The sequence below is a fragment of the Pseudomonas sp. 8AS genome (genome assembly GCF_902506505.1).
In the GTDB taxonomy this organism is placed as follows: Bacteria; Pseudomonadota; Gammaproteobacteria; order Pseudomonadales; family Pseudomonadaceae; genus Aquipseudomonas.
In genome coordinates, this window is the sequence record NZ_LR733406.1 from 278,354 (window position 1) to 304,013 (window position 25,660).

Below are 25,660 nucleotides of genomic sequence, written 5' to 3' on the forward strand. Positions count from 1 at the left end.
GCCATAGGCTCGAGCGAAAGATTGCGTCCCCGTTGTTATAGCCCCTCGAAATACTTATAAGAATTGTTATCATATGTGAACAATTTTCGAAGGAGCTGTCCGGTGATCTTCTCGCGTATCCCCTCGACCCTGCCACTGGTCGGTCTACTCATTGCCCCCAGCCTGTCAGCCGCGACCCTGCCGGCCACCACCATCCAGGGCGACTACGCCCAGCAGAGCTACCAGGCCACCGAGAGCAAGGGGGCGCTGAAGATCGATGCCCCGCTGCGCGACATCCCGCAGACGGTGAACGTGGTGCCCGAGAGCGTGATCAAGGATCAGGGCGCCCAGTCCATGGAGGACGTGCTGAAGAACGTGCCGGGCATCGGCCTCTCCAACGGCGACGGCCAGCGCGACCAGGTCACCATCCGCGGCTTCAGCGCCATCGGCGACATCTTCGTCGACGGCTTCCGCGACGACGCCCTGTACTTCCGCGACCTGTCCAATATCGAGCGGGTCGAGGTGATCAAGGGCCCGGCCGCCGTGCTCTACGGTCGCGGCTCCTCCGGCGGGCTGATCAACAACGTCAGCAAGAAGCCGAACTTCGCCCCGCAACAGGAAGTCGGCGTCAGCTTCGACAGCGAAGGCCAGCGCCGCAGCCAGTTCGATGCCGGCTGGGCCGACCAGCAGCAGGGCGACAAGGCCCTGCGCATCACCGGCGCGCTGGAGGACAGCGACACCTTCCGCGACGACGGCTACACCGAGCGCAAGGCCATTGCGCCCTCGGCCTACTTCCGCCTGTCCGACGACCTGGAGCTGAACCTCGGCGCCACCTACCTGTACGACCAGCGCCTGATCGACTTCGGCATTCCCGCCCGTGACGGCCGCCCAGTGGATGTCGACCGCGACAAGCGCTTCGGCTCCGGCGACCCGGACCAGGACTACGCGCGCAGCGAGGTGTTCACCTTGACCGCCGGCTTCGACTACCAGATCGGCGACGGCCTCAGCCTGAGCAACAACACCCGCTACTACCACTACGACCTGGACCGCAACAACACCCTGGCCGACTCCGGCGCGAAACGCTTCGTCACCGCGCCGAACGGCGAGCTGCTGGTCAAGCTGAACCGCGGCAACGTCGCCCGCGACGAATACGGCGTGTTCAACCAGACCGAGCTGAAGCAGCAGGTGCAGCTGGCCGGCCTGCAGCACAGCCTGCTCTACGGCGTCGAACTGGGCCATCAGGACAAGCACCAGCGCGTGTTCAGCCAGAGCAACGTGGCCCAGGTGCCGGTGTATCGCGACGCCCTGGTCGTCGTGCCGGAGCATGCCAGCACCCTGACCGCCAAGGGCACCAACTTCCAGGAAACCGCCGGCTTCTACGTGCAGGACCTGATCGAGCTGAATGCGCAGTGGAAGGCCCTGCTGGGCGTGCGCTACGACATCTTCGGCCAGGAGTACGACGACGAGCGCGCGGCCAACGTCGATCTCGACCGCACCGACAAGACCTGGAGCCCGCGCGCCGGCCTGGTCTACCAGCCCGACCAGGTGCAGTCCTACTACGTCTCGGTCAGCCGCGGCTACCAGCCCTCGGGCGAAGTGTTCGCCGTCAGCGCGGCCAATGCCGACCTGGAACCGGAGGAGACCACCAACTACGAGCTGGGCAGCAAGTGGGAGCTGTTCGACGGCCGCCTGTCGCTCACCGCGGCGGTGTTTCGCCTCGAGCGCACCAACATGAAGACTGCCGACCCGGCCAACCCGGCCCTGCTGGTGCTCGCCGGCGAGCAGCGCACCGACGGCTTCGAGGCCACCTTCAGCGGCGAGCTGACCGACAAGTGGCAGGTCTACGGCGGCTATGCTTACCTCGACGCCGAGATCACCAAGTCCAACAGCAAGACCAACGGCGTGGCGAACGAGGGCCAGACGCCGACCCTGACCCCGCGCAACAGCGCCAACCTCTGGCTGGTGCGCCAGCTGGCTCCGCGCTGGCGCCTGGGCATGGGTGCCAACTATGTCGACGAGCGCTACACCGCGCTGGACAACGTGACGGTGATGCCCGGCTACACCACCTTCGACGCCGCCCTGCTGTACAACGAACCGAGCTGGGACGCCGCGCTGCGCCTGAACAACCTGACCAACAAGGACTACTACGCCTCCGCCCACGGCTCGGTGGACCTGATCACCCCCGGCGCGCCGCGCACCCTGGAGCTGAGCGCCAACTACCGCTTCTGAGCATCGGCGTCCGGGGAGCGGGCGCGAACGGCAGCGGGGCGGACATGCAGCCGGCCCGCCCTTCCGGACGAACGACATGGCGGCGCCCCAGGCGCCTGGCTAGCCTGAGCGGTGATAGCCTCCGCCAGCCGTTCGCCGTTTCCGGGCGAGCGGCGGAGGTTGGAGCCCCGCCATGAACGACGATCTTTCCGAACTCAGCCTGGAGTCCCCGGAGGAGTCCTTCCCGCCGCCGGACGCGCCCAGGCAGAAGGCCAGCTTCCAGATCGACACCCGCGACAATCACCAGGGCGACCGCCGCAAGAACGGCGAACGGCGCCAGACCGTGCGCTTCGAGGCCGACCGGCGCAGCGGCCAGGACCGCCGCGCCGGCAACCAGAAGGGCTGGAAGCCGGGCGTCGATATCTAGGCGCCACTCAGCGCAACCGGCCCGCCAGCGCCGCCAGCACCGTCACCACCGCGTGGGCCAGGCGCCCGGAGCGCGCGCCGTTCCAGCCGGTGCGCGGCTGCGGGCTGTCGTCGTGGTCCTTGAACGGCATCTCCAGGGTGAAGGCCAGGCAGTCGTAGGTTTCGCCGACCCAGTTGCAGGCCAGCGCCAGGTTGGCCTGGCCCGGCTCGTCGCGCGGGTAGCCGTGCTCCACCTGGAACTCGCCACAGGCCACCAGGCGCTGGCGGAACTCCCGCTCCAGGGTGTCCAGGCGCGCCGTGAAACCGGGGTTGCCCTCGCAGCCGGCGGTGAACACGTGGGGGATCTCCTCGTCGCCGTGGATATCCAGGAAGCCGTCGACGCCGATGGCGGCCATCTGCCGCTGGACGAACAGCACTTCCGGGCTGCGCTCGGCCGAGGGCGCCTGCCAGGCACGGTTGAGGTCCTGGCCGGCGGCGTTGGTGCGCAGGTTGCCGAGGAAGGCGCCATCCGGGTTCATGTTCGGCACCAGGTACAGATCGGCCTGGGCCAGCAGCGTGCGCAGCTCCGCGTCGTCGCGTTCCAGGCGCTCGATCAGCCCCTCCATAAACCACTCGGCCATGTGCTCGCCCGGATGCTGCTGGGCAATCAGCCAGATCCTGCGCGGCGCGCTGGCCGTGCCGCGCACGTGCAGCAGCGGCAGCTCGCGGCCCTGCAGGCTGCTGCCGCAGGCCGCCAGCGCGACCTGCGGCAGGGCCAGCGCGCGCACCAGCAGCGCGGCGTGGCGGGCGCGACTGTAGGGCTCGAAGTAGGCGAAACGCGCCTGGGTCTGCTCGGCGGTCAGTTCGAAGTGCAGGCCCGCCTCGTCGTAGGTGGTCGGCACGCGGAACCAGTCCTCGCCGTCGTAGCTGGCCACCGCCTGGTAGCCGCTCCAGGCATTCTTGTAGCTGGACTGCGGCGCATTGACCAGGCTGAAGCCATGGCGCTGGCCGGGCGTCAGGCCCTCGGCGAGGAAGTGGAACCACTGGAAGTGCTCGCTGGCGAAGTCCTTGCGGATCGCCAGGCGCACCTGCTGCGGGTTGCCGGCGTCCAGCACCTGGATATTGCCGCTGTCGAAGTCGCTACGAATCTGCATGGCCGGGCCTCTCGCTGGGAATGACAGCAGGATAACCGCCGCCGCCAGCCCGTGCATCGCGATCCGCCCGGTGCCCGCGGCGCGCCGAAACGGGACCCGGCGCAGCGCCGATCATCGGCCGGGCTTGGCTTCGTGAATTATCTGATGTATTTTTTCATGAAATACAAAACAGATAATTTCACGAGGCCTGTATGTTCAAGCAATCCGCGCAGCACATCGGCACCTATTACGCCGCTACCTACGGCAGCATCCCGCTGCGTCCGAGCCAGGCCGGCAGCGAAGAGTGCCAGATACTGATCATCGGCGGCGGCTTCAGCGGCCTGCATACCGCCCTGCGCCTGGCCCTGGCCGGCAAGCAGGTGGTGCTGCTGGAGGCCAGCCGCCTGGCCTGGGCCGCCTCCGGGCGCAATGGCGGCCAGGCCCTGCCGGGCTGGTCCTGCGACATGCCGCCGTTCGAGAAGGCCCTGGGGCTGGAACGCGCCCGCCTGCTGTGGGACAGCATGACCTGGGCCGCCGAGGAGATGCGCGAGCTGCCCCTGCGCCACGGCTTCGACATCGACTACCGCAGCGGCGCGATCTACACCGCCGTGCTGCCGCGCCGCGTGCGCCAGCTGCAGGAGAGTCTCGAAGAGGCCGAGCAGAAGTACGGCTACCAGCAGCTGAGCTTCATCCCCAAGCAGGACCTGCCCGAGTGGATCGCCAGCCCGCGCTACCTGGCCGCCCTGCATGACGCCGGTGGTGCCCACCTCAACCCGCTGAAACTGGCCCAGGGCCTGGCCGCCGCCATCGAGGCGGCCGGCGGGCGCATCTACGAACAGAGCCAGGTGCTGGGCTACCGCGAGACCGGCTCGGGCTACGTGGCCCGCACCGCGCACGGCGAGGTGCGCGGCGACGTGCTGGTGCTGGCCTGCAACGCCTATATCGACGGCCTCGACCGCACGCTGTCCAAGCGCCTGCTGCCGGTCGGCTCCTACCAGGTGGCCACCGCGCCGCTGGACCCGGAACTGGCGCGCTCGCTGTTCCCGCGCGGCACCTGCGCCATCGACAACCAGTTCGTCCCCGACTACTTCCGCGTCACCCCGGACCACCGCCTGCTGTTCGGCGGCGGCTGCACCTACCTGGGCGGCATTCCCAAGGACGTGCCGGCGGCCACCCGGCCGTACCTGGAGCGGGTCTTCCCGCAGCTGCGCGGGGTGCAGATCGACTACGGCTGGGGCGGCCATATCGACTGCACCATGCACCGCACCCCGGATGTCGGCCGCCAGGGCCAGAAGTACTGGCTGCAGGGCTTCTCCGGCCACGGCATCCTGCCGACCCTGGCCGCCGCCCGCGCGGTGAGCGACGCGATCCTCGGCGACGAACAGCTGCTCGGCCTGTATCAGGGCCTGAGCAACCCGCGCTTCCCCGGTGGCGACCTGCTGGCCGCGCCGATCGAAGCGGTGGGCAAGGCCTGGTACCGGCTGCGCGACACCATTTGAGCCGGCCGCCAGCACGGTTGGCGCCCAGCAGAAACCCGATTGAAGGAAATACCCCGTGGACATGCAGGATGAAATAGAAGGGCTGGCGATCCTGGTGCGCGACCTGCGCAAGCACAAGAACGTCACCCTCAACGAACTGGCCGAACGCATCGGCCGCTCGGTGGGCTTTCTGTCCCAGGTCGAGCGCGGCCTGTCGCGCCCGACCGTGGCCGACCTCACCGCCATCAGCGAAGCGCTGGGCGTGCCGACCACCTACTTCTACAGCCTGAACAAGCCGCGCGAAGTGCGCTGGGTGACCCGCCCGGACGAGCGGCGCACCCTCTACTACGCCGGCGGCATCACCGACGTGCTGGCCTCGCCGACCATGTCCGGCGGCTTTTCCATGCTCGAAAGCCATCTCGAACCCGGCGCCAGCAGCGGCGAAGGCCACCTGGACGACAGCTCCGAGCAGGGCGGCTTCGTCCTCGAAGGCGAGCTGACCCTGTGGTACGGCGACGACGCCGAACCGGTCACCCTCGGCCCCAACGACAGCTTCCAGCTGCCGCCGCACGCCCAGTTCCGCTACGCCAACCTCACCGATTTCCCCACACGAGTGCTCTGGGTCTTCACCTGACCGCGCAGATACCCCCATGACAACAACAACGAAATTCCCCGACCTGCTCAGCGAAGTACGCGCCTTCCGCGCCGCCCACCCCGACGTGCGCTATGTCGAACTGATCTGCCTGGACATTCCCGGGCACTTCTACGGCAAGCGCTACCCCATGGACATGCTGGAGAAGGTCGCCGCCGGCGGCCCGCTGAAAGTGCCGCAGAACTGCGTGCTGCTCGGCGCCCAGGGCGGCCTGCACCCGATCGGCGACTACTGCTTCAACGATGGCGACCCGGATGCGCCGCGCCGCCTGATCCCCGGCACCCTCAAGCCGGTGCGCTGGGAAAACCAGCCGATGGCGCAGATGCTGATCAGCTCCGACGGCACCGCGGCACCCATCGAGTTCGAGCCACGCGAAGTGCTGGCCCGCGTACTCAGGCGCCTGGAGGCACGGGGCATTCGCCCGGTGGTGGCCTTCGAGCTGGAGTTCTACCTGTTCGACCGGGCGCTTTCGAACGGCCTGCCGCAATTCCCCCGCGACCCGCTGACCGGCGACGCCGACGACCAGCCGAACATGCACATCGAGCGCCTGACGCGCTTCTCCGACGTGCTCCATGAAACCGTGGAAGCGGCGCGGGAACAGGGCGTGGACGCCAACGTGATCACCGCCGAACTCGGCCCCGGCCAGTTCGAGATCAACTTCGCCCACTGCGACGACGGCCTGCACGCCGCCGACCAGGCCGCGCTGTTCTGCCGCAGCACCCGCGGCGTGGCCATGCAGCATGGCTACCGCGCCAGCTTCATGAGCAAGCCCTACCTGCAGGCACCGGGCAGCGGCATGCACGTGCACGTCAGCCTCTACGACCAGGACGGCCGCAACCTGCTCGATGGCGACCAGCAGCGCCCGCTGCGCCACGCCGTGGCCGGCTGCCTGGAACTGCTGCCGAACTGCATGCCGATCTTCGCCGCCAACCACAACGCCTTCCGCCGCTACGGCGCCATGGTCAACTCGGCGAGCAAGGCCAGCTGGGGCTTCGAGGACCGCGATGCGTGCATCCGCATCCCCGAGTCGGACGGCCGCAACCTGCGCATCGAACACCGCCTGGCCGGCGCCGACGCCAACCCCTACCTGGTGCTGGCGGCCATTCTCAGCGGCATGGAATACGGCCTGGACCAGGCCCGCGAGCCGATACCCTCGCTCAACGAGGACCGTGGCAGCGGCATCGACTTTCCCAAGGACATGCTCACCGCCGTCGCAGCGATGGCCTCGCACCCAGTGGTCAAGGACAAGCTGGGCAGCGAGTTCGTCTTCGTCTACTGCGAGAACAAGCGCCAGGACCACCTGGACTTCATGAACGAAGTCAGCGCGCGGGAGTATCGCTGGTTCCTGTAAGGCCCCGGAGATTCACCCCGTAGGATGGGTTGAGGAGCAAAGCTCCGATACCCATCGCGGCGTCGATAGATGGGTATCGCCTTCGGCTCAACCCATCCTACGATTCACCTGCCTGCAAGAGTGATATATCCCCACCCGCCCAATCTGCGGGCAACAGTCCGGCCTGCACATAACGATGGAACGATGACCACGGCCAGTCGGCAACGCATTGCACATGGCCGTGCTTGCGTGGGTTGTGGTGGATGTAATCAACGTGGCGGCGGAAGTCATCTTCGTCACGGATGCGGTGCTCCCAATAGCGGCGCTGCCAGACTCCGCGCTCACCTTTGCTCTGTCGGCTGGGAGAGATGCGCTCATCGCGTGGTAAGGCTCTGGAGAAGCCAGTCTTGATCAGGCGCCAGCGCAAGGAGAAGTTGGCATCGTTGGCTGGCAAGGTGCACAAGGCATGCAGGTGGTCGGGCAGAATGACTATCGCGTCGATGTGCCAAGGGTGGCGGAGCATTACATGACGGAAACTGGCCCGTAGCAGATCAACTCTCTCGACTAACAAACGTTGACTGCGGTCGGCCAGGTTGAGAGTGAAAAACCAGGTAGCACCTGGTGTACGGTCCCGTCGATAAGCGGTCATCGGCTGCATTCCCTTGCATGTCCGCGTTGCAGTCTAGCGCGATGGGTATCGGCGCTGCGCTCCTCCACCCATCCTACGAAGCTACGGCGCCGTTACTGCGCCGCCTGCATGGTGCGCGCCCGCTCGACCTGCCGCTGCTTCTTGTAGGCCAGCGCCGCCGGCGCCACCTTGGTCACCTGGCCGGTTTCCAGCCACTTCTTCAGGCGATTGGCATCGGCCATGTGGGTGTACTTGCCGAAGGCATCCAGCACCACGAAGGCCACCGACTTGCCGGCCATCTGCGTGCGCATCACCAGGCAGTGACCGGCGGCGTTGGTGAAGCCGGTCTTGGTCAGCTGGATGCTCCAGTTGGGCTTGTGCACCAGGCCGTTGGTGTTGCGAAAGCCCAGGGTATAGGCCGGCTTGCGGAAGGCCTGGGTGTGCTCGCGGGTGCTGCTGAACTGGCCGATCAGCGGGTACTGGGCGCTGGCCTTGACCAGCTTGACCAGGTCGCTGGCGGTGGAGACGTTGCCTTGCGACAGCCCGGTCGGCTCGCTGTAGCGGGTGCGCGTCATGCCCAGGGCGCGGGCCTTGGCGTTCATCGCCGCGACGAAGGCCGGCACGCCGCCCGGGTAGTGGTGGGCCAGGCTGGAGGCGGCGCGGTTTTCCGAGGACATCAGGGTCAGCCGGAGCATGTCGCGGCGGCTCAGCTCGCTGCCGATGCGCACCCGCGAATAGACCCCGCGCATCTCGTGCACGTCCTTGATCACGATGGGCAGGCTCTGTTCCATGGGCAGCCCGGCATCCAGGGTGACCATGGCGGTCATCAGCTTGGTGACCGAGGCGATCGGCACCTGCAGGTCGGGGTTGCTCGAATAGAGAACCTGATTGGTCTTGAGGTCGACCAGCAGGGCGCTGCCGGAGGCGAGCTCCTGGGTCGCGCCGCTGCGTTCGGCCGCGCTGACGGACGAAGCAACCATGGCCAGGCCGGCGAGCAACAGGCCAACGAGCGAATGACGGATATTCACGGAGACGGTCCCCTGGAGTAGGAATGAAGAGGCCAGGGCGTCCGTGCAGGCCTTGTCAGTATAAGTCAGGCCGATGACAGGCCGGAGCGCTTTTTCCCGGCTGGCAGGGGCCGTGGCGCGGAGTAGAGTGGGGCAAGCGCCATCCCTAACCACCGAGGCCCGCCATGAAAAGCCCGCTGCCGTTATCCGAGGTCTATCGCCTGATCGAGCCGGGCCCGGTGCTGCTGCTCGGCACCCAGCGCCGTGGTGTGCCCAATGTCATGCCGATGTCCTGGCACTGCATGATGGAGTTCGAGCCGCCGCTGATCGGCTGCGTGGTCAGCGGCAACGACTTCTCCTTCGCAGCGCTGAAGAACCGCCGGGTTTGCACGCTGAACATCCCCCAGCGCGACCTGGCCGAGCAGGTGGTGGCCTGCGGCAACAGCTCAGGGCGCAACCTGGACAAGTTCGCCGCCTTCGGCCTGCACGCCGAGCCGGCCAGCCTGGTCGAGGCGCCGCTGATCGCCGAATGCTTCGCCAACCTGGAATGCCGGGTGGTCGATACGCGCCTGGTGAACACCTACAACTTCTTCGTGCTGGAAGTCCTCAAGGCCTGGCACGACCCCGGCGTGAGCCAGCCGCAGACCCTGCACCACCGCGGCTACGGCACCTTCATGCTGGCCGGCGAGGAGATCGTGCTGGCCTCGCGCATGCCCTAGGCCGGCGCGGCAGGTCGAAGTCGCGGCTGCGGATCAGCAGGCAGGGCATCAGCTCAGGCGAGTTGCCTGCGCAGCTCGGCCAGCACCGGCGCGCTGTCCGGCCGCACGCCGCGCCACAGCAGGAAGGCCTCGGCGGCCTGCTCCACCAGCATGCCCAGGCCGTCGATGCAGCGCGCGGCACCATGCTCGGCGGCCCAGAGGTTGAACGCGGTCGCCTGCTTGCCGTACATCATGTCGTAACAGACGGTGTGGCCGGGCCGAATCAGGCTCGGCTCGATCGGCGGCAGCTCGCCGGCCAGGCTGGCCGAGGTGCCGTTGATGATCAGGTCGACCGGCTCGCTGAGCCAGTCGAAGCCGCTGGCGGCCACCGGGCCGAGGTCGGCGAATTCGTGGGCCAGCTGCTCGGCCTTGGCCACCGTGCGGTTGGCGATCACCAGCGCCTGCGGATTGTGCGCCAGCAGCGGCGCCAGCACGCCGCGCACGGCGCCGCCGGCACCGAGCAGGAGGATGCGCTGGCCGGCCAGGTCGAGCCCGGCATTCACTGTGAGGTCACGCACCAGGCCGGCGCCATCGGTGTTGTCGCCGAGCAGGCGGCCGTCGGCCAGCTTCTTCAGGGTGTTCACCGCGCCGGCGCGGCGGGCGCGTTCGCTCAGCTCGTCGGCCAGGCGATAGGCCTCCTCCTTGAACGGCACCGTGACGTTGGCGCCCAGGCCGGTCTCGAAGAAGGCGCGGGCGAAACCGGCGAAGTCGTCCAGCGGCGCCAGCAGGGCCTCGTAGGAGAGATCCTGGCCGGTCTGGGCGGCGAACAGACGATGGATCAGCGGCGACTTGCTGTGGCCGATGGGGTTGCCGAATACGCCATAGCGATCGGTCACAGCCCGGCCTCCGCCAGCCAGTCGCGATCCTTGAGGAAGTGCTCGGTCAGGCGCGCTTCCGCCGTGCCGGGCTGCGGCTTCCAGTCGTAGCCCCAGCGCACGTGCGGCGGCAGGGACATGAGGATCGACTCGGTGCGCCCGCCCGACTGCAGGCCGAACAGGGTGCCGCGGTCGAACACCAGGTTGAACTCGACGTAGCGGCCCCGGCGGTAGGCCTGGAACTCGCGCTGCGCCTCGGTGAAGGGGGTGGCCTTGCGGCGCTGGACGATGGGCAGGTAGGCGTCGATGTAGGCATCGCCGATGGCGCGCAGGAAGGCGAAGCTGGTGTCGAAGTCCCACTGGTTGAGGTCGTCGAAGAACAGCCCGCCGATGCCGCGCGGCTCGCCGCGGTGCTTCAGGTGGAAGTAGCGGTCGCACCATTCCTTGTACTTCGGGTAGACCTCGGCGCCGAACGGCGCGCAGGCGGCGCGGGCCACCTGGTGCCAGTGCACGCAGTCTTCCTCATGGGCGTAGTAGGGGGTCAGGTCGAAGCCGCCGCCGAACCACCAGACCGGCTCCTCGCCTTCCTTCTCGGCGCTGAAGAAGCGCACGTTGGCGTGGGAGGTGGGCACGTGCGGGTTTTCCGGGTGGATCACCAGGGACACGCCCATGGCCTCGAAGCCGCGCCCGGCCAGTTCCGGACGATGGGCGCTGGCCGACGGCGGCAGGCTGTCGCCGAACACGTGGGAGAAGTTGACCCCGCCCTTCTCGATCAGCGCGCCGTTCTCGATCACCCGGGTGCGGCCGCCGCCACCGGCCGGGCGCTGCCAGCTGTCCTCGAAGAAGCGGGTGCCGCCGTCCTCGGCTTCGAGGGCGGCGCAGATACGGTCTTGCAGGTCGAGCAGGTAGGCCTTCACGGCCTGGGTACGGTCACTCACGGCAGTCATCCGGACGAGCTGGAAAGGGCGCAAGCATACCATCGTCGTCCGTCCCGCAGGCTTGACGGCGGTCAGCCGGAGCGCTTGCATGGAGGCTCTTTCGTCAAGGAATCGCGGACATGGCCAAGCGCATCCAGTTCTCCCGCCACGGCGGCCCCGAAGTGCTCGAATACACCGACTTCACTCCCGCCGAGCCGGGCCCGCAGGAAGTGCGGGTACGCAACCGGGCAATCGGCCTGAACTTCATCGACACCTACTACCGCAGCGGCCTGTACCAACCGCCGGCGCTGCCCTCGGGGCTGGGCAGCGAGGCGGCCGGCGAGGTGGAGGCGGTGGGCAGCGCGGTAACCCACCTCAAGGTCGGCGACCGCGTCGCCTATGCCACCGGGCCGCTGGGCGCCTACGCCGAGCTGCACGTGCTGCCGGCCAGCCACCTGGTCAGGCTGCCGGACTCGATCGGCTTCGAGCAGGCCGCGGCGCTGATGCTCAAGGGCCTCACCGTGCAGTATCTGCTGCGCCAGACCTACGCGGTGCAAGCCGGGCAGACCATTCTCTGGCACGCCGCGGCCGGCGGCGTCGGCCTGCTTGCCTGCCAGTGGGCGCGGGCGCTCGGCGTGCAGCTGATCGGCACCGTGTCGTCAGCGGAAAAGGCCGCGCTGGCCAAGGCCCACGGCGCCTGGGCGACCATCGACTACAGCCGCGAGGACGTGCCGGCGCGGGTACTGGAGCTGACCGGCGGGGCGAAGTGCCCGGTGGTCTACGACTCGGTGGGCAAGGACACCTGGGAAATGTCGCTGGACTGCGTGGCGCCGCGCGGCCTGCTGGTCAGCTTCGGCAACGCCTCGGGAGCGGTCACCGGGGTGAACCTGGGCCTCCTGGCGCAGAAGGGCTCGCTGTATGTCACCCGGCCGACCCTGGGCCACTACGCCAACACGGCCGAGCGCCTGCAGGCGATGGCCAACGAGCTGTTCGCCCTGGTCGCCGGCGGCCAGCTGCGGGTGGACATCGGCCAGCGCTTCGCCCTGGCCGAGGCGGCCAGGGCCCACGAGGCGCTGAGCAGCCGGCAGACCACCGGCTCGACCATCCTGTTGCCATAGGTTGGGTTGAGGAGCAACGCGACGAAGCCCAACGGGCGATAACTGGCTCAGCCGCAGAGCCGCCGGTAGGACCGCCCGTTGGGCTTCGCTGCGCTCAACCCAACCTACGACGGGCGCACCACATCGCCGGTCTGCAGGTCGCGGATCAGGCTGGGATTGCGCCGTCCACCGAGGGCACCGCCGAGCACGCCGTCGAGCCGGCCATGGAAGTACTGCTCGACGCGCAGGCGCGAACGGGCGGACGGACGCCCGGCCGGATTGGCCGAGGTCGACACCAGCGGGCCGGTGAGGGCGCAGAGGTCGCGCACCAGCGGATGGTCGCTGACGCGCAGGGCCACGCTGTTGTGCTGCCCGGTGATCCACGCGGGCAGGCGGTCCTGGTGCGGCACCAGCCAGGTGTTCGGCCCCGGCCAGGTGCTGGCCAGGCGGTCGACCCAGCGCTCGGGCAGGTCTTCGAGGAGGAAGTCGAACTGGCGAATGTTGTCTGCCACCAGGATCAGGCCCTTGTGCAGCGGACGATCCTTGAGCGCTAGCAGGCGTTCCACCGCGCCCCCGTTCCACGGATCGCAACCCAGGCCCCAGACGGCCTCGGTCGGGTAGGCGATCACCCCGCCCTGACCAACGATCTGCGCGATGCGCTGTACCTGCCAACTGCTATGCATGCCTACCCCCCGGCCAGAATCACTGGCGCGAGTGTACCGGCCTCAGCCGGCGCGGTGTAGCCAGCGCCCCGCCTCGCACACCACGCGACCCTCCAGCTCCAGCTCGGTCAACAGCGCCAGGGTTTCGCCCAGCGCCAAGCCGCAGGCCTGCGCCAGGCTTTCGCTGCTCTGCGGCGACGCGCGCAGGTGCAGCAGCAGCGGATGCTCGTCGGCCGGCAGGCTGGCGGAGGCGGGCGGCACACTCTGCCAGCCGCGCAGGGCCTCGAGGATATGCTCGACACTCTCGACCAGCGTCGCACCATCGCGGATCAGCTGGTGACAGCCACGCGCACAGGGATGATGGATCGAGCCGGGAATCGCGTAGACCTCGCGGCCCTGTTCGGCTGCCAGCTTGGCGGTGATCAGCGAACCACTGGACGGGCTGGCCTCGACCACCAGCACGCCCAGGGCCAGGCCGCTGATGATGCGATTGCGCCGGGGGAAGTTGCTGGCCTGCGGCGGGCAGTCCAGCGGCAGCTCGGAGACCAGCGCGCCGCCACCCTCGACGATCCGTGCGGCCAGGCCGACATGGCGCTGCGGATAAGGCCGCAACAGGCCAGTGCCGAGCACCGCCACCGTCTTGCCGGCGGCATCCAGCGCGCCCTGGTGGGCCGCGCCATCGATGCCCAGGGCCAGGCCGCTGGTGATGACGAAACCGCCGCCGGCCAGGCTGCGGGCAAAGGCCTGGGCGGTATCCAGCCCCGGGCGCGAGGCGCGGCGGCTGCCGACCACCGCCAGTTGCGGCAGTTCGAGAATGCCCGGATCGCCGGCGACGAACAGCAGCGGCGGGGCATCGACCAGTTCGGCGAGCAGCGCCGGATAGGCCGGCTGGTCCCACATCAGCAGATGCTGGTTGGCTTGCTCCAGCCAGGCCAGCGCCTGCGCCGCCCGCTCACGGGTTTTCGCCGCGCGGCGCAGTTCCGCGCAGGCCGCCGGCAAGCCCAGTGAACGCCAGGCCGAAGCCGGCGCGCTGAGGGCGGCGGATGCCGAACCGAAGGCATCGAGCAGACGACGGAAACGCCGGGGCCCCAGTTCGGGCAGACAGTGCAGGCGCAGGCGCGCCTCGAGTTCGGCAGGAGAGATTGTGGTCATAGCGATCATCCTTGATCGGCTAACGCGAATGAGCCAGAAAGCAGAACCCCCGCAGTGGCGGGGGTTCCGGGTATCAGGGGTTCTTCACCTTGTCCATCAGCGCCAGGTCACGGGTGGCGTACAGCACCAGACCGTAGCTGAGTTTCTCGTAGGTGCGGAACACCATCAGCAGGCCGGAACGCTCGTCCGGGATCTTCACCGACTCACCGGTGATGCGATCGCGAACGGTTTCGCCGGTCTTGTAGATTGCCAGAACGTTGCCTTCGCTGAGGCCGTCGATCTTGCCCTTGTTCAGGGTGACCACGTCGAACTGGCCGATACGGGCCACGCCGCGCGGTACATCGAGAATCACCCCATCAACCTCGGTGGCCGGCTCGCTGGGCATGAAGGTCGAATTGACCGCACGCTCCTCGGTAGGGAACAGGCGATCACCCAGACGCACTTCCTGGGTGGTGCGGCTCAGACTGACAGTGGCGATATCACCTTCCTGGGCCACCACTTCGCCGCTGCCGATATCGTCGGCATTGATGCCGAGGAACTCATTGGTCTGCGGATCGGTGTAGACCTTGCCCTGGCGGAAGATGCCATACGCCGGGTCGGACTGACTGAAAGTGCCGCGGGCATAGATGCGATCACCCGAGCCGCTGACCACGCGTTCGGCGTTGCCGGCCACGATGTAGGGCTGCTGGGTGAAATCTTCCGGGGTGTCGACGATGCGGTTGCTCAGCAGGAAGCTGTTGATCGCTTCCAGCGGAATGGCGGGAATCGCCTCGGCAATCGGCGTGCTGCGTACCTGCGGCGACAGCTTGATGGTGCCGCGCGACGCGCCGCGATTGAGGGTCAGGCGCGGCTGGCCATCGATGTAGATCAGGCTCAGGGTATCACCCGGGTAGATCAGGTGCGGGTTCTCGATCTGCGGGTTGGCATGCCACAGTTCGGGCCACTTCCACGGCTGGCTGAGGAACTTGCCAGAAATATCCCAGAGCGTGTCACCCTTGGTGACGGTATAGCGGTCTGGGTGACCTTCCTTGAGCTGCACTTCTGCCTGGGCTAGACCGCCAACGGCGAGAAGCAGCAGGGCGAGTAGTGATTTCCTCATGCGGTGAATCCCTTTATTATGTGGCTGGCGCCTGTAAGCCGCAGAATACGTGGCTTCAAAGCCGTTTTTCAAAGCTGTTCATCATCTTAGCAGCGCTTTTTGACTTTATTCCACAAGTGCATCACAAACATCTATGGCGATTCTCAACATCCTCGAATTTCCCGACTCGCGCCTGCGCACCATTGCCAAGCCGGTCACCCAGTTCGACGGCGCGCTGCAACAGCTGATCGACGACATGTTCGAGACCATGTACGCCGCGCCCGGCATCGGCCTGGCCGCGACCCAGGTCAACGTGCACAAGCGCCTGGTGGTGATGGACCTGTCCGAGGACAAGAGCGAGCCGCGGGTGTTCATCAACCCCGAGTTCGAAGCGCTGACCGAACAGATGGACCAGTACCAGGAAGGCTGCCTGTCGGTACCGGGCTTCTACGAGAACGTCGACCGCCCGCAGAAGGTCAGGATCAAGGCACTGGACCGTACCGGCCAGCCCTACGAGCTGATCGCCGAAGGCCTGCTGGCGGTGTGCATCCAGCATGAGTGCGACCACCTCAACGGCAAGCTGTTCGTCGACTACCTGTCCAGCCTCAAACGCGACCGGATCAAGAAGAAGCTGGAAAAACAGCACCGCCAGCAAGCTTGACCCCCGATATCCAAAGGCTTGCTGCGGCAAGCCTTTTTCTTTTCCTGTAGCGAGTCATCCATGCGTATCGTTTTTGCCGGCACCCCGGAATTCGCCGCCCAGCACCTGCAGGCCCTGCTCGACGCCGGCCGCCAGGTCGTCGCCGTCTACACCCAGCCGGACCGTCCCGCCGGGCGCGGGCAAAAGCTCGCGCCCAGCCCGGTCAAGCAGCTGGCCCTGCAGCACGGGATTGCCGTGTACCAGCCGCAGACCCTGCGCGACCCGGCCGCCCAGGCCGAGCTCAAGAGCCTGGGTGCGGACCTGATGGTGGTGGTGGCCTACGGCCTGATCCTGCCGCAGGTGGTGCTGGACACCCCGCGCCTGGGCTGCATCAACAGCCACGCCTCGCTGCTGCCACGCTGGCGCGGCGCCGCGCCGATCCAGCGCGCGGTGCAGGCCGGCGATGCCAGCTCGGGGGTGACTGTGATGCAGATGGAGGCCGGCCTGGATACCGGGCCGATGCTGCTCAAGGTCAGCACTCCCATCACCGCCGACGATACCGGCGGCAGCCTGCACGACCGCCTGGCCCAGCTCGGTTCGGCAGCAGTGATCGAGGCGGTGAGCAAACTGGCCGCAGGCCCGCTGCACGGCGAAGTGCAGGACGACAGCCAGGCCACCTACGCGCACAAACTGAACAAGGACGAAGCGCGCCTGGACTGGAGCCGGCCGGCCGACGAGCTGGAGCGCCTGGTGCGCGCCTTCAACCCCTGGCCGATCTGCCACAGCAGCCTGAACGGCGAGCCGCTGAAAGTGCTGGCCGCCAGCCTGGGCGAGGGCACAGGCCAGCCCGGACAGATCCTCGCCGCCAGCAAGGACGGCCTGACCGTGGCCTGCGGCGCGGGCGCCCTGCGCCTGACCCGCCTGCAGCTGCCCGGTGGCAAGCCGCTGAATTTCGCCGACCTGTACAACAGCCGCCGCGAGCAGTTCGCTCCCGGCCTGGTGCTGTTGTAATGAGGGGGCGCCAATGAATCCGCGCCTGGCCGCCGCCCGCGCCCTGGCCGCCGTGCTGAATGGCAAGGCCTCGCTGGGCAGCAGCCTGCCGCCGCTGCTGGACAAGGTCGAGCCGCGCGACCGCGGCCTGGCCCAGGACCTGGCCTTCGGCGCCGCGCGCTGGCAACCGCGCCTGGCTCTGCTCGCCGACAAACTGCTGCAGAAGCCGTTCAAGGCCGCCGACCGCGATGTCGAAGCCCTGCTGCTGATCGGCCTGTACCAGCTGTTCTACACCCGCATCCCGGCCCATGCGGCGATCGGCGAGACGGTGGCCTGCGTCGACAAGCTGAAGAAGCCCTCGCTCAAGGGCCTGCTCAACGCCGTACTGCGCAACGCCCAGCGCGATCATGCCGCGCTGCTGGCCGAGCTGGATCGCGACCCGGTGCTGCACACCGCACACCCGCGCTGGCTGCAGAAGCGCCTCAAGGCCGACTGGCCCGAGCACTGGCAGGCCATCTGCGCCGCCAACAACGAGCATCCGCCGCTGCTGCTGCGGGTCAACCGCCGTCACGGCAGCCGCGACGCCTACCTGGCCGAACTGCGCGCTGCCGGCTTCGAGGCCGTGCCCTGCAGCTTCAGCCGCGACGGCATCCGCCTGCTTGCGCCCTGCGATGTGAAGACCCTGCCGGGCTTCCTGGACGGCCGCGTCAGCGTGCAGGACGAGGCCGCCCAGCTGGCCGCCGAGCTGCTCGACCTGGCCCCCGGCCAGCGCGTGCTGGACGCCTGCGCCGCACCCGGCGGCAAGACCTGCCACCTGCTCGAAGCCGAGCCAGGCCTCAAACAAGTAGTCGCCCTGGATCTGGAGCCGAGCCGCCTGGCCCGGGTGCAGGAAAACCTCGAGCGCCTGCAGCTCGACGCCACCCTGATCGCCGCCGACGGCCGCGACACCGCCGCCTGGTGGGACTGCCAGCCGTTCCAGCGCATCCTGCTGGACGCACCCTGCTCGGCCACCGGGGTGATCCGCCGCCATCCGGACATCAAGCTGACCCGCCAACCTGAAGATATTGCCGCCCTGGCGCAGCTGCAGGGCGAACTGCTGGATGCCCTGTGGCCGACCCTGGAGGTTGGCGGCGTGCTGCTGTACGCCACCTGCTCGGTGCTGCCGCAGGAAAACAGCGACAACATCGCCGCCTTCCTCGCCCGTACCCCGGGTGCGCGCGAGCTGGCCATTTCCGGCGCCTTCGGCGTGCCGTCGCCCCACGGCCGCCAGCTGCTGCCGCAGGTCGACGGCCACGACGGCTTCTACTATGCCAAGCTGATCAAGATTGCCGCGTCACGCGGCTAACGGAGTGATCGCGTGAAAATCATCATTCTCGGCGCCGGCCAGGTCGGCGGCACACTGGCCGAACACCTGTCCGGCGAGGCCAACGACATCACCGTGGTCGACACCGATGCCGATCGCCTGCGCGACCTCGGCGACCGCCTGGACATCCGCACCGTGGTCGGCCGCGGTTCCTTCCCCACCGTGCTGCGCCAGGCCGGCGCCGACGACGCCGACATGCTGGTGGCGGTGACCAACAGCGACGAGACCAACATGGTCGCCTGCCAGGTCGCCTACACCCTGTTCCACACCCCGACCAAGATCGCCCGGGTGCGCGAGGCGGCCTACCTGACCCGCGCCGGCCTGTTCGACAACGAGGCGATCCCGGTCGACGTGCTGATCAGCCCCGAGCAGGTGGTGACCAACTACATCAAGCGCCTGATCGAATACCCCGGCGCCCTGCAGGTGATCGACTTCGCCGAGGGCAAGGCCCAGCTGGTGGCGGTCAAGGCCTACTACGGCGGCCCGCTGGTCGGTCAGCAGCTCAAGCAGCTGCGCCAGCACATGCCCAACGTCGATACCCGGGTGGCGGCGATCTTCCGTCGCAACCGGCCGATCATGCCGCAGGGCGACACGGTGATCGAAGCCGACGACGAGGTGTTCTTCATCGCCGCCAAGGCCCATATCCGTGCGGTAATGAGCGAAATGCGCCGCCTCGAAGACAGCTACAAGAAGGTGGTGATCGCCGGCGGCGGGCATATCGGCGAGCGCCTGGCCGAGGCCATCGAGAGCCGCTACCAGGTGAAGATCATCGAGATGAACCCGGCGCGCTGCCGCTACCTCTCGGAGAACCTGGAAAGCACCATCGTCCTGCAGGGCAGCGCCTCCGATCGCGACCTGCTGGTGGAAGAGAACATCAACGACGCCGACATCTTCCTGGCCCTGACCAACGACGACGAGGCCAACATCATGTCGTCCCTGCTGGCCAAGCGCCTCGGCGCACGCAAGGTGATGACCATCATCAACAACCCGGCCTATGTCGACCTGGTCCAGGGCGGCGATATCGACATCGCCATCAGCCCGCAGCTGGCCACCATCGGCACCCTGCTGACCCACGTGCGTCGCGGCGATATCGAGAGCGTGCACTCGCTGCGCCGCGGTGCGGCGGAAGCCATCGAGGCCATCGCCCATGGTGACGCCAAGTCGAGCAAGGTGGTCGGGCGGATGATCGAGGAAATCGCCCTGCCGCCGGGCACCACCATCGGCGCTATCATCCGCGACGAGGAAGTGCTGATCGCCCACGACGACACCCTGATCGAGTCGGGCGACCATGTGATTCTGTTCCTGGTCGACAAGAAGTACATTCGCGATGTGGAACGCCTGTTCCAGGTAGGCCTGACCTTCTTCTGAGCCCATGCCATGACCACCCCAAGTTCCCTGGAAAAGCTGCTGGCCAAGGGCGTCGACAACGCCCTGCTGCGCTTCGGCCTGGGCAAGGGTTACCTCGACGCCGGCGAGCCGGCGCTGGCCGCCGAGCACCTGCAGAAGTGCCTGGGCTTCGACCCCAACTATTCGGCGGCGTGGAAACTGCTGGGTCAGGCCTGCCTGCGCCAGGGCATGCTCGAGGAGGCACGCCTGGCCTGGCACAACGGCCTGGAAGTGGCGCGCAAGCGCGGCGACAAGCAGACGGAAAAGGAAATGCTGGTGTTTTTGCGCCGCCTGGAGAAGGCAGAAAAATAGAGAGTCTTTTCAGGGGCTCGCGAGCTAGAGCGATACAAGGCAAAAGCCGCCGAGGGAGCGGAGTTTACAGCTGTAAATGAGCATCCCGAGGCGGCTTTTAACGCAGTAACGCCGACGCGCAGCAGCTCCTGGAAAGGCTCTCAGTCGCGCTGGAAGATCAGTGCGACCCCACTGGGCTCGAAGCGCACCACTTCCATCTGCACCACCGGCGCCTCCATGGGCAGGCCTTGCACCTGGCCACTGACCTTCTCGCCGATCTGCAGCAGGCGCTGGGCATCGTCGATCACCACGAACACGCCGCTCTCGGAAATGTCGCGGGTGGTCACCATCATCTGGCCATGCACCGGATGGTCGATGCGCAGCTGGACCTTGAGCGGGGTGCGGTTGTGCTCGCGCTTGTTGTCCATGCCTACCCTGTCGCCTTGCCGTGGAAAGTAGTGCTGACGGTACTGGCTAACGGCTAGCGCATCAATACCATTTCTTCTCGCCAGGCGGACGCTTCTTGAAGCGTTTCATGCTCCACATGTACTGGCTGGGGTAGCTCCGCACGTAGCGCTCGATGACTGCGCTCATGGCCGCCACGCCTTCTTCCACGTTCTCGCTGTACATGCCGGCGGGAGCCGCTTCGAGTATCACCTTGTAGCCGGATCCATCGTCGAGGCGCAGGGCATGCAGGAATACGCCGACCGCCTTGCCGCCGCTCAGCATGCCCGGGACGAACTTGCTGGTCAGCGCCTGAGTGCCGCAGAACGGCACGAACACGCCACTCGACAGGCTCGGCTCCGGGTCGGCCGGGATGCCTACGGCGCCGCCACGGCGCACTTCCTTGATCACGCTGAGAATGCCTTCCTTGGTCGAGGCAGCGACCTTGTTGCCCATCTGCACCCGCTGCTTTTGCAGCAGTTCATCGACCGCCTTGAGCTTGGGTGGCCGGTAGAAAATGATCGGCTTGCACTGGGCGCAGTAGAAGTGGTTGAGCACCTCCCAGTTGCCGAGATGACTGGTGATGCCGACCACGCCCTTGCCCGAGGCCAGCGCCGCTTGCAGCACCTCCAAGCCTTCGACTTCGCGAACCAGATCGATGGACCTCTGCGCCGGCCAGATCCAGGCGCAGGCGCTTTCGGTGATGGTGCGACCGATATCCATCAGCGCCCGGCCGAGCAGCTGTTCCAGCTCGGCCGGTGGCAGCTCGGGAAAACACTTGGCCAGGTTGATTCGCGCCACCTCGCGGGAGCGATTGGGCAACTTCCACATCAGCCAACCGATTGCGGCGCCCACGACCTGCACGGCACGCCAGGGCAGCAGGGCGAACAAGCGCAGGAAACCGACGACCAGGGCGCCTTTGAACTTCTCCACGAGCAACTCCCGAACGGAAAGGGGCGGGCATTGTAACCAGTGTGACCGCCGGGTTCAGCCACGCAATGCGGGGTAACGGTCGCAATCGATGGTGTGGTCCATGACCATCCCCGCCGCCTGCATGTAGGCATAGCAGATGGTCGGGCCGACGAAAGTGAAGCCGCGCTGCTTCAGCGCGCGGCTCATCGCCTCGGCCTCGGCGGTCACCGCCGGCACTTCACTGCGCTCACGGAAATGGTTGATCCGCGGGGCTCCACCGACAAAGGACCAGAGCAGCGCCACCGGGTCGTCCAGCTCCAGCCAGGCCCGCGCGTTCTGCCGCGCGGCCTTGAGCTTGAGGCGATTGCGGATGATCCCGGGGTCCTGCATCAACACCTCGATTTCCGCGTCGCTCATCTGCGCCAGGCGCTGCACATCGAAGCCCCACAGCACTTCGCGGTAGCGCGCGCGTTTCTTCAGCACGGTGATCCACGCCAGGCCGGCCTGGAAACCCTCCAGCAACAGCAGCTCGAACAGGCGCTCGGCGTCATACAGCGGCACGCCCCATTCCTGGTCGTGATAGGCGATGTACAGCGGGTCGTCGTTGCACCAGAAGCAGCGTGGCATGGGGCCTTCCTTGCGCTTTCCGCAGAATTGATCGGGTATACTGCCCGGCTTTATGCCCAAGCCTCGATACCGGTGAAATTCGTGAGCCAGACTACGCCCGACGTGAGCACCTTCCAAGGTCTGATCCTTGCCCTGCAGAGTTACTGGGCCGAGCAGGGTTGTGTGATCCTGCAGCCCTACGACATGGAAATGGGTGCCGGCACCTTCCACACCGCCACCTTCCTGCGCGCCATCGGCCCGGAGACCTGGAACGCCGCCTACGTGCAGCCGTCCCGGCGTCCCGCCGACGGTCGCTACGGCGAGAACCCCAACCGCCTGCAGCACTACTACCAGTTCCAGGTGGTGCTCAAGCCGAACCCGGCGAACATCCAGGACCTGTACCTGGAATCGCTGCGCCGCATCGGCGTCGACACCCTGGTCCACGACATCCGCTTCGTCGAGGACAACTGGGAGTCGCCGACCCTCGGCGCCTGGGGCCTGGGCTGGGAAGTCTGGCTGAACGGCATGGAAGTCACCCAGTTCACCTACTTCCAGCAGGTCGGCGGCGTCGAGTGCTACCCGGTCACCGGCGAGATCACCTACGGCCTGGAACGCCTGGCCATGTACCTGCAGGGCGTCGACTCGGTGTACGACCTGGTCTACTCCGACGGCCCCTTCGGCAAGGTCACCTACGGCGACGTGTTCCACCAGAACGAGGTGGAGCAGTCCACCTTCAACTTCGAGCACGCCAACGTCGACAAGCTGTTCGACCTGTTCGACTTCTACGAGTCGGAGGCCAACCGCCTGATGGAGCTGCAGCTGCCGCTGCCGGCCTACGAAATGGTGATCAAGGCCTCGCACAGCTTCAACCTGCTGGATGCCCGCCGCGCCATCTCGGTGACCGCGCGCCAGCAATACATCCTGCGCGTGCGCACCCTGGCCCGCAGCATCGCCCAGAGTTACCTGCTGGCCCGCGCCAAGCTCGGCTTCCCGATGGCCACCCCCGAACTGCGTGACGAAGTACTGGCGAAGCTGGAGATTGCAGAATGAGTGCACATGATTTCCTGGTTGAACTGGGCACCGAAGAGCTGCCGCCGAAAGCCCTGAAGAGCCTCGGCGAAGCCTTCCTCGCCGGTGTCGAGAAGGGCCTCAAGGCCGCCGGCCTGGGCTACGTCAAGGCCCGCTACTACGCCGCGCCGCGCCGCCTGGCCGTGCAGGTCGAGGCGCTGGCCAGCCAGCAGCCGGACCGCACCGTCAACCTCGATGGCCCGCCCGTGCAGGCCGCCTTCGACAAGGACGGCAACCCGACCCAGGCCGCGCTGGGCTTCGCCAAGAAGTGCGGTGTCGAGCTGAGCCAGATCGATCAGAGCGGGCCCAAGCTGAAGTTCAGCCAGTCCATCGCCGGGCAGAAGACCGTCAGCCTGCTGCCGGATATCGTCGCCGCCGCGCTGAACGACCTGCCGATCCCCAAGCGCATGCGCTGGGGCGCCGGCAAGACCGAATTCGTCCGCCCCAGCCAGTGGCTGGTGATGCTGTTCGGCCAACACGTGGTCGACTGCGAGATCCTCGCCCAGAAGGCCGGGCGCATGTCCCGCGGCCACCGCTTCCACGCCAACTTCGAAGTGGCGATCGAGAGCCCGGCCAGCTACTCCCATGACCTGCGCGGCGCCTTCGTGGTCGCCGACTTCGCCAAGCGCCGCGAGCAGATCGCCGCCCGCGTGGAAGAACTGGCCAAGGCCGAGAAGGGCACCGCCATCGTGCCGCCGGCGCTGCTGGATGAAGTGGCCGCCCTGGTCGAATGGCCGGTGCCGCTGGTCTGCTCGTTCGAGGAACGCTTCCTCGAAGTGCCGCAGGAAGCGCTGATCACCACCATGCAGGACAACCAGAAGTACTTCTGCCTGCTGGACGCCAACGGCAAGCTGCTGCCGCGCTTTATCACCGTCGCGAACATTGAGAGCAAGGACCCGGCGCAGATCGTTTCCGGCAACGAGAAAGTGGTACGTCCGCGCCTCACCGACGCCGAGTTCTTCTTCAAGCAGGACAAGCGCCAGCCGCTGGAGAAGCGCAACGAGCGCCTGGCCAACGTGGTGTTCCAGGCCCAGCTCGGCAGCGTGTTCAATAAGGCCGAAAGAGTCTCGAAGTTGGCCGGCTTTATCGCCGCGCGCATCGGCGGCGACGCCACCCGTGCGGCGCGCGCCGGCATCCTGTCCAAGTGCGACCTGGCCAGCGAGATGGTCGGCGAGTTCCCGGAGATGCAGGGCATCGCCGGCTACTACTACGCCAAGCACGACGGCGAAGCCGACGACGTGGCCCTGGCGCTGAACGAGCAATATATGCCGCGCGGGGCAGGGGCAGAATTGCCGAGCACCCTGACCGGCGCCGCGGTGGCCGTGGCCGACAAGCTCGACACCCTGGTCGGCATCTTCGGCATCGGCATGCTGCCGACCGGCTCCAAGGACCCCTACGCCCTGCGCCGTGCGGCCCTGGGCGTACTGCGCATCCTGATCGAGAAGCAGCTGGACCTGGACCTGGGCGCAGCCATCGCCTTCGCCATCGAGCAGTATGGCGACAAGGTCAAGGCCGACGGCCTGGCCGCCCAGGTGCAGGACTTCATCTTCGACCGCCTGCGTGCGCGCTACGAGGACGAAGGCGTCGACGTCGCCGTGTACCAGGCCGTGCGCGCCCTCAACCCGACCGCACCGCTGGACTTCGACCAGCGCGTGCAGGCCGTGCAGGCATTCCGCGCGCGCAGCGAAGCCGAGGCCCTGGCCGCAGCGAATAAGCGCGTGTCCAACCTGCTGGGCAAGTTCGACGGGCAGATCCCGGCCAGCGTCGACAGCACCCTGCTGGAGGCCGGTGCCGAGCAGACCCTGGCCGCCGCCGTGGCCGCCGCCGAACAGGCCGTGGCACCGCTGGCCGCCGCGCGCCGCTACCGCGAGACCCTGGAGCAGCTGGCCAGCCTGCGCGAGCCGGTGGATGCGTTCTTCGAGGCGGTGCTGGTCAACGCCGAAGATGGCGCCGTACGGGCCAACCGCTACGCCCTGCTGGCCAAGCTGCGCGGCCTGTTCCTCGGCGTGGCCGACATCTCGCTGCTGGGCTAAGGGAACGTAGGATGGGTTGAGGGGCACAGCCCAGATACCCATCGCAGCCAAGCCATGGGTATCGCTACGCTCCACCCATCCTACGGAAGATGCATGAAACTGCTGATCCTCGACCGCGACGGAGTTATCAATGAAGACTCCGACGCCTATATCAAGTCGCTGGCCGAGTGGATCCCCATCCCCGGCGCCATCGACGCCATCGCCCGCCTGAGCAAGGCCGGCTGGACCGTGGCAGTGGCCACCAACCAGTCCGGCCTGGCTCGCGGCTATTACGACCAGAGCACCCTCGAGGCCATGCACACGCGCCTGCGTGAGCTGGTGGCGGAGCAGGGCGGCGAAGTCGGCCTGATCGTGCACTGCCCGCACGGCCCGGACGATGGCTGCGCCTGCCGCAAGCCGAAACCGGGCATGCTGCAGCAGATCGCCGCGCACTACGCCGTGCCACTGGACGGCATCTGGTTCATCGGCGACAGTCGCGGTGACCTTGAGGCCGCGCTGGCCGTCCATTGCCAGCCCGTACTGGTGAAAACCGGCAAGGGCGAACGGACCCTCGGCAAGCCATTGCCTGCGGGGACCCTGGTATTCGATGATCTGGCGGCCATCGCCGATCAGCTTCTTCTCTAAGGTC

General features: G+C 67.3%; 26 protein-coding genes. 15 read left to right on the forward strand and 11 right to left on the reverse strand.

What is annotated here, in order from left to right:
• The first annotated feature begins 102 nt into the window (after nt 1-102).
• Nucleotides 103-2,208, forward strand: coding sequence for a TonB-dependent siderophore receptor (locus GV001_RS01245; protein WP_218582976.1), 2,106 nt, complete (start codon nt 103-105; stop codon nt 2,206-2,208).
• 172 nt (nt 2,209-2,380) lie between these two features.
• Nucleotides 2,381-2,614: a hypothetical protein gene (locus tag GV001_RS01250; RefSeq protein WP_160077344.1), complete on the forward strand. Its 234-nt coding sequence runs from the start codon at nt 2,381-2,383 to the stop codon at nt 2,612-2,614.
• A 7-nt stretch (nt 2,615-2,621) separates the two neighbouring features.
• Here the strand turns inward: GV001_RS01250 and GV001_RS01255 are convergent, their stop codons facing one another.
• Nucleotides 2,622-3,746, reverse strand: a complete 1,125-nt coding sequence (locus GV001_RS01255; RefSeq protein WP_160077346.1) for a M14-type cytosolic carboxypeptidase — start codon at nt 3,744-3,746, stop codon at nt 2,622-2,624.
• A 191-nt stretch (nt 3,747-3,937) separates the two neighbouring features.
• Here GV001_RS01255 and GV001_RS01260 point away from each other — a divergent pair, with 191 nt between their 5' ends.
• The 3 genes from GV001_RS01260 to GV001_RS01270 all read left to right on the forward strand — a co-directional run bounded on the left by GV001_RS01260 (nt 3,938) and on the right by GV001_RS01270 (nt 7,206).
• Nucleotides 3,938-5,224 carry an FAD-binding oxidoreductase gene (locus tag GV001_RS01260; RefSeq protein WP_160077348.1) on the forward strand — a complete coding sequence of 429 codons (1,287 nt, stop codon included), beginning with the start codon at nt 3,938-3,940 and terminating at the stop codon, nt 5,222-5,224.
• A 61-nt stretch (nt 5,225-5,285) separates the two neighbouring features.
• Nucleotides 5,286-5,837, forward strand: a complete 552-nt coding sequence (locus GV001_RS01265; protein ID WP_372238567.1) for a helix-turn-helix domain-containing protein — start codon at nt 5,286-5,288, stop codon at nt 5,835-5,837.
• Nucleotides 5,838-5,853: 16 nt separating this feature from the next.
• Nucleotides 5,854-7,206 (forward strand): glutamine synthetase family protein, encoded by a 1,353-nt coding sequence (locus GV001_RS01270; RefSeq protein ID WP_160077350.1) that lies wholly within the window; start codon nt 5,854-5,856, stop codon nt 7,204-7,206.
• Nucleotides 7,207-7,303: 97 nt separating this feature from the next.
• Here the strand turns inward: GV001_RS01270 and GV001_RS01275 are convergent, their stop codons facing one another.
• Both GV001_RS01275 and pbpG read right to left on the reverse strand, forming a co-directional pair.
• Entirely contained in the window at nt 7,304-7,834 is a 531-nt protein-coding gene (locus GV001_RS01275; protein ID WP_160077351.1) for a transposase, read from the reverse strand.
• Nucleotides 7,835-7,926: 92 nt separating this feature from the next.
• On the reverse strand, nt 7,927-8,841 hold the full coding sequence (gene pbpG / locus GV001_RS01280; protein WP_160077352.1) for a D-alanyl-D-alanine endopeptidase: 915 nt from the start codon (nt 8,839-8,841) through the stop codon (nt 7,927-7,929).
• A 164-nt stretch (nt 8,842-9,005) separates the two neighbouring features.
• Here pbpG and GV001_RS01285 point away from each other — a divergent pair, with 164 nt between their 5' ends.
• Nucleotides 9,006-9,539 (forward strand): flavin reductase family protein, encoded by a 534-nt coding sequence (locus tag GV001_RS01285; protein WP_160077353.1) that lies wholly within the window; start codon nt 9,006-9,008, stop codon nt 9,537-9,539.
• Nucleotides 9,540-9,592: 53 nt separating this feature from the next.
• On the opposite strand, the gene aroE is transcribed toward GV001_RS01285, so the two are convergent.
• Together aroE and hemF are read right to left on the reverse strand one after the other, a co-directional pair.
• Nucleotides 9,593-10,414 (reverse strand): shikimate dehydrogenase, encoded by an 822-nt coding sequence (aroE, locus tag GV001_RS01290; RefSeq protein WP_160077354.1) that lies wholly within the window; start codon nt 10,412-10,414, stop codon nt 9,593-9,595.
• On the reverse strand, nt 10,411-11,331 hold the full coding sequence (hemF, locus tag GV001_RS01295; RefSeq protein ID WP_160077355.1) for an oxygen-dependent coproporphyrinogen oxidase: 921 nt from the start codon (nt 11,329-11,331) through the stop codon (nt 10,411-10,413). The genes aroE and hemF overlap by 4 nt, the downstream gene beginning before the upstream one ends.
• 119 nt (nt 11,332-11,450) lie before the next feature.
• On the opposite strand from hemF, the gene GV001_RS01300 reads away from it, so the two are divergent.
• Complete coding sequence (locus GV001_RS01300) at nt 11,451-12,428, forward strand: NADPH:quinone reductase (protein WP_160077356.1); 978 nt, start codon at nt 11,451-11,453, stop codon at nt 12,426-12,428.
• A 104-nt stretch (nt 12,429-12,532) separates the two neighbouring features.
• On the opposite strand, the gene GV001_RS01305 is transcribed toward GV001_RS01300, so the two are convergent.
• The 3 genes from GV001_RS01305 to GV001_RS01315 all read right to left on the reverse strand — a co-directional run bounded on the left by GV001_RS01305 (nt 12,533) and on the right by GV001_RS01315 (nt 15,320).
• Nucleotides 12,533-13,090 carry an L-threonylcarbamoyladenylate synthase gene (locus GV001_RS01305; protein WP_160077357.1) on the reverse strand — a complete coding sequence of 186 codons (558 nt, stop codon included), beginning with the start codon at nt 13,088-13,090 and terminating at the stop codon, nt 12,533-12,535.
• A gap of 42 nt (nt 13,091-13,132) precedes the next feature.
• Nucleotides 13,133-14,221, reverse strand: coding sequence for a DNA-processing protein DprA (gene dprA / locus GV001_RS01310; protein WP_160077359.1), 1,089 nt, complete (start codon nt 14,219-14,221; stop codon nt 13,133-13,135).
• Between the two features lie 73 nt (nt 14,222-14,294).
• Entirely contained in the window at nt 14,295-15,320 is a 1,026-nt protein-coding gene (locus tag GV001_RS01315; RefSeq protein ID WP_160077361.1) for a LysM peptidoglycan-binding domain-containing protein, read from the reverse strand.
• 133 nt (nt 15,321-15,453) lie between these two features.
• On the opposite strand from GV001_RS01315, the gene def reads away from it, so the two are divergent.
• Genes def through GV001_RS01340 form a run of 5 tightly spaced genes read left to right on the forward strand, consistent with a single transcriptional unit; the run spans nt 15,454 to nt 19,990 of the window.
• Nucleotides 15,454-15,960 carry a peptide deformylase gene (gene def, locus GV001_RS01320; protein ID WP_160077363.1) on the forward strand — a complete coding sequence of 169 codons (507 nt, stop codon included), beginning with the start codon at nt 15,454-15,456 and terminating at the stop codon, nt 15,958-15,960.
• A 60-nt stretch (nt 15,961-16,020) separates the two neighbouring features.
• Nucleotides 16,021-16,950: a methionyl-tRNA formyltransferase gene (gene fmt, locus GV001_RS01325; RefSeq protein WP_160077365.1), complete on the forward strand. Its 930-nt coding sequence runs from the start codon at nt 16,021-16,023 to the stop codon at nt 16,948-16,950.
• Nucleotides 16,951-16,963: 13 nt separating this feature from the next.
• Nucleotides 16,964-18,274, forward strand: coding sequence for a 16S rRNA (cytosine(967)-C(5))-methyltransferase RsmB (gene rsmB, locus GV001_RS01330; protein ID WP_160077367.1), 1,311 nt, complete (start codon nt 16,964-16,966; stop codon nt 18,272-18,274).
• A 12-nt stretch (nt 18,275-18,286) separates the two neighbouring features.
• Nucleotides 18,287-19,660 (forward strand): Trk system potassium transporter TrkA, encoded by a 1,374-nt coding sequence (gene trkA / locus GV001_RS01335; protein WP_160077369.1) that lies wholly within the window; start codon nt 18,287-18,289, stop codon nt 19,658-19,660.
• A gap of 9 nt (nt 19,661-19,669) precedes the next feature.
• Nucleotides 19,670-19,990 (forward strand): tetratricopeptide repeat protein, encoded by a 321-nt coding sequence (locus tag GV001_RS01340; RefSeq protein WP_160077371.1) that lies wholly within the window; start codon nt 19,670-19,672, stop codon nt 19,988-19,990.
• Nucleotides 19,991-20,130: 140 nt separating this feature from the next.
• On the opposite strand, the gene GV001_RS01345 is transcribed toward GV001_RS01340, so the two are convergent.
• The 3 genes from GV001_RS01345 to GV001_RS01355 all read right to left on the reverse strand — a co-directional run bounded on the left by GV001_RS01345 (nt 20,131) and on the right by GV001_RS01355 (nt 21,952).
• Nucleotides 20,131-20,397: a PilZ domain-containing protein gene (locus tag GV001_RS01345; RefSeq protein WP_160077373.1), complete on the reverse strand. Its 267-nt coding sequence runs from the start codon at nt 20,395-20,397 to the stop codon at nt 20,131-20,133.
• Between the two features lie 61 nt (nt 20,398-20,458).
• On the reverse strand, nt 20,459-21,346 hold the full coding sequence (locus GV001_RS01350) for a lysophospholipid acyltransferase (protein WP_160077375.1): 888 nt from the start codon (nt 21,344-21,346) through the stop codon (nt 20,459-20,461).
• 54 nt (nt 21,347-21,400) lie between these two features.
• Nucleotides 21,401-21,952, reverse strand: coding sequence for a DNA-3-methyladenine glycosylase I (locus tag GV001_RS01355; protein ID WP_160077377.1), 552 nt, complete (start codon nt 21,950-21,952; stop codon nt 21,401-21,403).
• 81 nt (nt 21,953-22,033) lie between these two features.
• Between GV001_RS01355 and glyQ the strand changes: the two genes are divergently transcribed.
• The 3 genes from glyQ (at nt 22,034) to gmhB (ending at nt 25,656) form a co-directional block, all read left to right on the forward strand.
• A complete protein-coding gene (gene glyQ / locus GV001_RS01360) occupies nt 22,034-22,981 on the forward strand; it encodes a glycine--tRNA ligase subunit alpha (RefSeq protein ID WP_160077379.1) in 948 nt (315 codons plus the stop codon).
• Entirely contained in the window at nt 22,978-25,032 is a 2,055-nt protein-coding gene (gene glyS / locus GV001_RS01365) for a glycine--tRNA ligase subunit beta (RefSeq protein WP_160077381.1), read from the forward strand. Before glyQ ends, glyS begins: the two co-directional genes overlap by 4 nt.
• Nucleotides 25,033-25,125: 93 nt before the next feature.
• Complete coding sequence (gene gmhB, locus GV001_RS01370; RefSeq protein ID WP_160077383.1) at nt 25,126-25,656, forward strand: D-glycero-beta-D-manno-heptose 1,7-bisphosphate 7-phosphatase; 531 nt, start codon at nt 25,126-25,128, stop codon at nt 25,654-25,656.
• Nucleotides 25,657-25,660 lie beyond the last annotated feature (4 nt).